Annotated in this window: 7 protein-coding genes and 1 pseudogene; 2 read left to right on the forward strand and 6 right to left on the reverse strand. The window is 29.7% G+C overall.

The annotated features are described in order from the left end of the window. Positions 1-455 (forward strand): annotated as a pseudogene (locus tag Q0352_RS07205) (LPS-assembly protein LptD); the annotation flags it as partial. Between the two features lie 12 nt (positions 456-467). Then, positions 468-848, forward strand: a complete 381-nt coding sequence (locus Q0352_RS07210) for a RidA family protein (RefSeq protein ID WP_299525839.1) — start codon at positions 468-470, stop codon at positions 846-848. A 5-nt stretch (positions 849-853) separates the two neighbouring features. On the opposite strand, the gene Q0352_RS07215 is transcribed toward Q0352_RS07210, so the two are convergent. From Q0352_RS07215 to Q0352_RS07240, 6 genes are all read right to left on the reverse strand, one after another. Then, on the reverse strand, positions 854-1,216 hold the full coding sequence (locus Q0352_RS07215; RefSeq protein WP_299525842.1) for a methylglyoxal synthase: 363 nt from the start codon (positions 1,214-1,216) through the stop codon (positions 854-856). 9 nt (positions 1,217-1,225) lie between these two features. Continuing rightward, a complete protein-coding gene (gap, locus tag Q0352_RS07220; protein ID WP_299525845.1) occupies positions 1,226-2,221 on the reverse strand; it encodes a type I glyceraldehyde-3-phosphate dehydrogenase in 996 nt (331 codons plus the stop codon). A 34-nt stretch (positions 2,222-2,255) separates the two neighbouring features. Further along, positions 2,256-3,242 carry a 6-phosphofructokinase gene (gene pfkA / locus Q0352_RS07225; RefSeq protein WP_299525848.1) on the reverse strand — a complete coding sequence of 329 codons (987 nt, stop codon included), beginning with the start codon at positions 3,240-3,242 and terminating at the stop codon, positions 2,256-2,258. Positions 3,243-3,280: 38 nt separating this feature from the next. Then, a complete protein-coding gene (locus tag Q0352_RS07230; RefSeq protein WP_299525851.1) occupies positions 3,281-4,402 on the reverse strand; it encodes an aminoglycoside phosphotransferase family protein in 1,122 nt (373 codons plus the stop codon). Further along, positions 4,396-5,298 (reverse strand): sugar phosphate nucleotidyltransferase, encoded by a 903-nt coding sequence (locus tag Q0352_RS07235; protein WP_299525854.1) that lies wholly within the window; start codon positions 5,296-5,298, stop codon positions 4,396-4,398. Before Q0352_RS07235 ends, Q0352_RS07230 begins: the two co-directional genes overlap by 7 nt. Continuing rightward, positions 5,291-7,181, reverse strand: a 1,891-nt coding sequence (locus Q0352_RS07240) for a translocation/assembly module TamB domain-containing protein (protein ID WP_299525857.1), incomplete at its 5' end; no start/stop codon positions are given. The genes Q0352_RS07240 and Q0352_RS07235, both read right to left, overlap by 8 nt.

Raw genomic sequence — 7,181 nt, forward strand, 5'->3', positions numbered from 1 at the left:
CAAATAATTCGGATGGAATTTTTGGGCAAAACTTAAATAATAGTAACGATTTAGGATCTGAAAACAAATTGAACAAGTCGAATAAAAAAAATACAAAGACAACAAAACTTTATGCTGCAACATTTCCTTGGACTTTAAAATTAGCTTATTCATTAAATTATACAAATTCAAACAGGCAAAATGAAATTTCATCAAATTCATTAATGTTTTCTGGTGATATTGAGTTAACTCCAAAATGGAAAGTTGGAGCGTCATCAGGTTATGATATTAAAAATCAAGGATTTAGCTATACGCAATTGCGATTTTCACGTGATTTAGATAGTTGGAAATTGAATTTTAATTGGGTACCTTTCGGTGACAGACAAACCTATTACTTTTTTCTTGGTGTAAAATCATCCATGCTAAGTGATTTAAAATATGACAAGAGAAAAGTACCAGACAGAACTTTATTCTAAAATATTTATAGTATGAAAAAAATAATTAAAACAAGTAATGCGCCAGCTCCAGTTGGCCCTTATAACCAAGCTGTTTTATCAGGAAATACATTATACACTTCAGGTCAAATTGCATTAGATCCTGCAACTGGCAAATTAGTTACTGGTTCTATAGAAATTGAGACAACTCAAGTATTAGAAAACATGAAAGCTGTATTAACTGAAGCAGGTATGACTTTTGAAAATGTAGTAAAATCTACCATATATGTTAAAAACATGAATGATTTCGCAAAAATAAATACTGTTTATGGAGGTTATTTCAACCCAGAAACTGCTCCTGCGCGTGAAACTGTAGAAGTTGGAAATTTACCTTTATTTGTAAATGTTGAAATTTCAATGATTGCTATAAAGTAACCAGCTTATATTGATTTTATCAAAAGCTCTGCAGTAGCAGGATTTGTTGCTAAAGGCACATCATGAACATCACATAAACGCATTAACATAGCAATATCTGGTTCGTGCGGATGCATTCCTAATGGATCTCTAAAAAAGAAAACCATATTGGTTTTACCTTCTGCAACACGACCTGCAATTTGAGCATCACCACCATAAGGTCCTGATAAATATTTTGAAACTTTAAATCCCGCTTTTTCGGCATTTTTACCAGTTGTACCAGTAGCTATCAAGTTTATATTTTTAGAAATAATTAAGGCTTTAAAATCCATTAAAAACTGAATCATTTCTGCTTTTTTACCATCGTGTGCAATAATTGCTATCTCCATAATTTATTTTTATTTAAGTGATTCTGAATATTCGATCAAATCCATTAATTTGGTAGCATATCCATACTCATTATCATACCAAGAAATGATTTTATAAAAATTTTCATTAAGTTCTAATCCTGCACCAGCATCAAAAACAGAAGTTCTTGTTTCTGAAACAAAATCTTGTGAAACTACTTCATCTTCAGTATAACCTAGTATTCCTTTTAATTCATTTTCCGAAGCCTTTTTCATCACTTCTTTAATTTTCTCATAGGATGTTGACTTTTCCAAACGAACTGTTAAATCAACTAATGAAACATCTACAATTGGAACTCTAACCGCCATTGCTAATATTTTATCTTTTAATTCAGGCAAAATTTTAGTAATTGCTTCACCTGCACTCGTTGTTGTTGGAATCATATTATTCAACGCTGCTCTTCCTCTACGCCATTGTTTTTCAGGCCCATCAACTGTTTTCTGACTTGATGTTGCTGAATGTACCGTTGTAACAAAACCTTCAATAATTCCAAAGTTTTCATTTAAAACTTTTACAATTGGTGCTATACAGTTGGTTGTACAAGAAGCATTAGAAAATACCAATTCTTCTTTTGAAAGCAACGAGTTATTAACTCCCATTACAAACATTGGAGCATCTTTTGAAGGAGCTGAAATCACTACTTTTTTGGCTCCTCCTTTTAAATGCAGTGCAGCTTGGTCTTTATTTGTAAAAAAACCGGTTGATTCAATAACATAATCAACATTTATTGCGCCCCATTTTATATTTTCTGGTTTGTTTTCTGAAGTAATACGAATAGATTTACCATTAACTATAAGAGCTCCTTCTTTTACTTCAACAGTACCTTTAAATTTTCCGTGAACAGAATCGTATTTCAATAAATATGCTAAATGATCTACTCCAAGTAAATCATTAATCGCAACAATTTCAACATTTTCTCTAATAATTGCTGTTCTAAAAGCAATACGACCTATTCTTCCGAATCCGTTAATTCCTATTTTAATCATTTATTTATGAATGGGAATGCTTTATTTTTAAATATTAAAAAGACATGATATCACTTACACGCAATAACTCTTTGTTAATTTCGTGATGACCTTTAACTGCATGTTCTAATTCTGTGGTTTCAACTATATTATTTACTAAACCTACCATTAAGTTTGTTTGCCCATCTAAGAGTAACTCAACAGCCCTTACACCCAACCTAGATGCTAAAACCCGGTCAAAACAACTTGGTGATCCACCACGTTGCATATGACCTAATACAGAAACTCTTACTTCATACTGTGGTAAATTTTCTTCAACATAATTAGCCAATTCAAAAACACTTTTACCAATTTTATCTCCTTCTGTAACCACCACAATACTCGATGATCTACCAGAACGTTTGCTTCGTTTTAATGCTTCTAATAAACGGTCTAACCCTAAGTTTTCTTCGGGTATTAGAATTTCTTCAGCTCCTGATCCAACTCCCGCATTTAAGGCTATAAAACCAGCATCTCTCCCCATAACCTCAACAAAAAATAATCTGTTATGTGAACTTGCTGTATCTCTAATTTTATCAATTACTTCAACAACAGTGTTTAATGCTGTATCATAACCAATCGTAAAATTAGTCCCGAATATATCATTATCTATGGTGCCAGGAATCCCAATACAAGGAAAATTATATTCACTATTAAAAATCATTCCACCTGTAAAAGTTCCATCTCCACCAATTAAAACAACTGCATCTATTTCTGCTTTTTTAAGTTGATTGTAAGCTTTCTTTCTACCTTCTGAAGTTCTAAATTCTGCTGAACGAGCAGATTTTAAAATTGTTCCACCTCTGTTAATAATATTGCTTACATTTCGTGAAGAAAGATTTTGAAAATCCCCTTCAATTAACCCTTGATAACCTCTATAAATACCAACACATTCCACGTTATAATAAGAGCAAGCTCTTACTACAGCTCTAATGGCTGCATTCATTCCTGGAGCATCTCCCCCGGAAGTCATTACACCTATTCTTTTTATTGTTTTTCCCATAAATTGAAACGCAAAAATATGATTATTTTCAATTATAACTACCTTTGATTTATTTTTTTATATTCCTCAATTGAAATTCTGTTCATTTCTTCAAAATTATCGCTTATTAAATCTACCAATTTAAACTGATTTTTTGCTCTATCAATATTATGATTTTTATACTTTGTTTTATAATAAATATCATTGTTTAGAAAATCGGTTAACATACGAAGCCCCATAATAAAAGTAATTGTTTTAGCTGCTAAAGCCAAGTTTTGAGCATCAAATAAAGAAATACAATGATGTGTTTTTTCTAAAAACCCTTTAGTAAAGGCTTTATAGAATTCCAAATTAAAAGTTATTTTACTTAAATCTGTTTCATCTTCAAAAGCAGTATTACATATTGTTCGAATCGCATCTCCAAAATCATAATGAATTATCCCAACCATTACTGTATCTGTATCTATAACACACAGTCCTTTATTATTCTCATCAAACAATGCATTCGATATTTTGGTGTCATTGTGTGTTATTCGCAATGGTATTTTTCCTTCATTTTTAAAATTTTGAAGTAAATGCATTTCCTCCTTTAAACTAAAAACTTGATGAATACATTGCTTTGCTAATTCTAAACGATTGGGAGTTGCATTTTCTAAGGCATCATAAAATTGTTGATACCTAAAAGACATTTCGTGAAAATTCGGAATAATATCAACTATTTCATTGGTGTCAAAACCTTCTGTTAAATTTGAAAAATCTCCAAACAATTTTCCACCTTCATACGCAATTTCAATATTTTCAACTTTTTCAAAGGTTTTACTTCCTTCAATAAACACCATTATATTCCAATAATCACCATCCTCATCTAAATAATACGGCAAATTTACTTTTGTTTCAATAAATTTAAGAACACGTTTGTTTAGCTCTTCCGGTCCTAAATGTTGCAACTTTTTTTGGATATGCTTGCTAACATTTTCTTTATTAATTATAAGTTCTTTGGCATTTTTAAATACGTTACTATTAATACGTTGTAACACAAAATTACAATCATTTATATGTTTGGTTCGTATAAAAAAAGTATCATTTATATGACCTGAAGTTAACTCATTAAATGATTCAAATTCAGCTAAATGATTAAAATTATTAAATATTAATTCAATATTTTGATCATTAATTACCATAAATTTTCAGGATACACTTTTGCATCCTTTAATTTTTGAATTTCAGAAGTTACATATTCTTTGTCTTGTTTATAAGTAACACCAAACCAACGCGCATTAGATTTTAGAACTTCCATAGTTGCCATATTGTTTACAATTAAATGATTCACTACTAAAGGAATAAAAAATTCTGCTTTTGGAGCTTTATAATTTTCTTCTAAGAAGTTTTCAAATAAAGATTCTGACAGTTCAAAATATTTTGGTGTAAACCCGAAGAAATTCATAGAAACAATTGTTTCTTCAGAAATTGGAATTAAATTTTCATTTTCATCTTTAAACTTTAAACCACCTTCAATTTTTTCGATATGAGTGCGTTCTGTAATTCCAGTTAAGTTTCCACTTTCATTAACCTTACATTCACCTCTTGAAACAAAACCATAATCTGAAACTGTATTTTTTAATACATATCCCATCATATTAAATTTATTTGAATTTGGGTCAATAACTTTTAATGATTCTGCCATTACTTCAAAAGCTTCTTTACCATAAAAATCATCAGCATTAATCACTGCGAAATTTTCATTTACAGCATCTTTTGCCATTAATAATGCATGACCTGTTCCCCAAGGTTTTTGTCTATTATTATCTTTAAATTTTTCAGGAATATTCTCAATTTCTTGAAAAACATATTCAACTTCTATTTTTCCTTCTAATTTGTTATTAAAAAAAGTTTTAAAATCTTCTTCAATACTTTTTCTGATGATAAATACTACTTTACCAAAACCAGCTTGTATGGCATCAAAAATTGAGAAATCTAAGATTGTATCTCCTTGTGGAGTAAATGTGTCTAATTGTTTTAATCCTCCGTAACGGCTACCAATACCTGCTGCTAATACTACTAAAGTTGGTTTATTCATTTTTAGTTGTTTTTTTATTTTTAAATTCTATTAGTTTATAATTTACATTCAATGAATCAATTGGATTTATTGTGTTTATTGTGTTTATTGAATCTTTTAATTGTTTCTTTTTCAGACCTATTTTCTCTAACAATTCCCTACCATTTTCAAAATCTATTTGGTAGCTTAAACCAATTCCTTGCGTATACCCTTCTTCTTCTTCTGTGTATTGAATTTCGTTTTGACGATTAAAAACTGATGATCTTAACGTTCCTTCTTCATTCATTAAGAATTCAATATTTACTTCTCCAATAACGCTTGATTGTTGTTTTGATCCAATTGGCACACCTACTTTACCGTTAATTAAAATTCGATCATTTACCTCATAATCAAGTGCAATGGCTAACTGATCATCAATATTTAAATTATCTACTTTATTTTTTTCACCTACTGTGTATACAGGTTTTAATTTAAAGCGGTTATCACCTTGATTAAAAATATTATCAAAGGCATTTGAAAGCATATCAAAACCAGTACCGTATAATGCTGCATTACTATTTACACTTAAATCTGTTTCATTATAAAAACTACCTGAAGCTAATAAAAACAAGAATTGTATTGTTTTATTATTTGCATCATTACTATTTAGTTTAAAAGCTAACTCTGAAGCTACTGTTGAACTAGAATTTGGAATTTCAATATCAAATTCACGATTAGAATTAAACAATTCACCTGAAAAACGGGTAATTAAATCGATTGGAATTTTTCTATTCGCAGTTATATTTTCTAACAATGCTTTTGGGTTTGCCGAAACCCTATGCACAGCTTCAATATTAATTTGAGCTGTATATGGATCTCCGCTCCAAGAAATACTACCACCTTTTTTTACGGTAAAAGGTTTATTTATAAAACCTCCATATTTAAAATTATAAACACCATTATCTACCACAAAATCGCCGTACATATCAAATTTATCTTTGGTGTCTAATTCTAACTGTAAGTTCCCTGTTCCGCTTCCTTGTAAATAACTTCCAGTAGCTTTATCTAAAACCATTTCAACAACAGCATCTTTTGTAACTTCTAAATTAAAATTTAAAGACAATCCTTTTAATTTTTCAGAAATAAATGCTTTTCTCTTCTCTTCATTTTTTTCTATTTCATCTTTATTAATAAAACGAATTAATTCTGAAGTTTCAACTGTTTTCACATCGCTTATTGGGATTACAAAATGAGTTCCTTTTTTTGTTTTCCCAACAACATCAATTACCAACCTATCTGTTAAACCTCTAATAGTTGCGTTACCTTCAATAAATCCAGAACCGTAATAAACCGAGTTTTCTTCTTCAACAGTATTTAAGACTAATAAATTAGCTGTTTTCAAATTTAAACCAAGTCGCCATTTGTCAAAATAAGAATGGCTTAAAGTACCTGTTAATTTACCTTTGGTGCCATATGCTGTATCTTTAATTGCTACATCTTCAAATATAAATGTTTGATCTTTTAAACTTATTATACTTGTTCCTGTAAAATCATAATCAACATTAATATATGGGAAGTACATACCTGCTTCATCTAAAAATAAATCACCTTCCATTGTTGGGTTACTTAGCAATCCTGTTAAATGAGCATTCCCATAAACAAAACCTCTAATATTTGTAAATACATCTTCACCCAATGGGCTGAATGCATCTAATTTAAACTCTTCAAAATCTATATTTACATCTATTATGGGCTTTTTAGGTGTAAAATCTATTTCTCCAACTGCATAAAAATTTGTGTTTTTATCTCTTTCTAATGAAATATCAAGTGCATAATTTTGTAATGAATTTTTGCCCTCTACTGCTATTTTTAAATTACCCTGATATGAATTATTAATATTAAAATCTGAAATTAAAAGATTTGCA

The organism is uncultured Lutibacter sp., assembly GCF_937891065.1.
Taxonomy (GTDB): Bacteria; Bacteroidota; Bacteroidia; order Flavobacteriales; family Flavobacteriaceae; genus Lutibacter.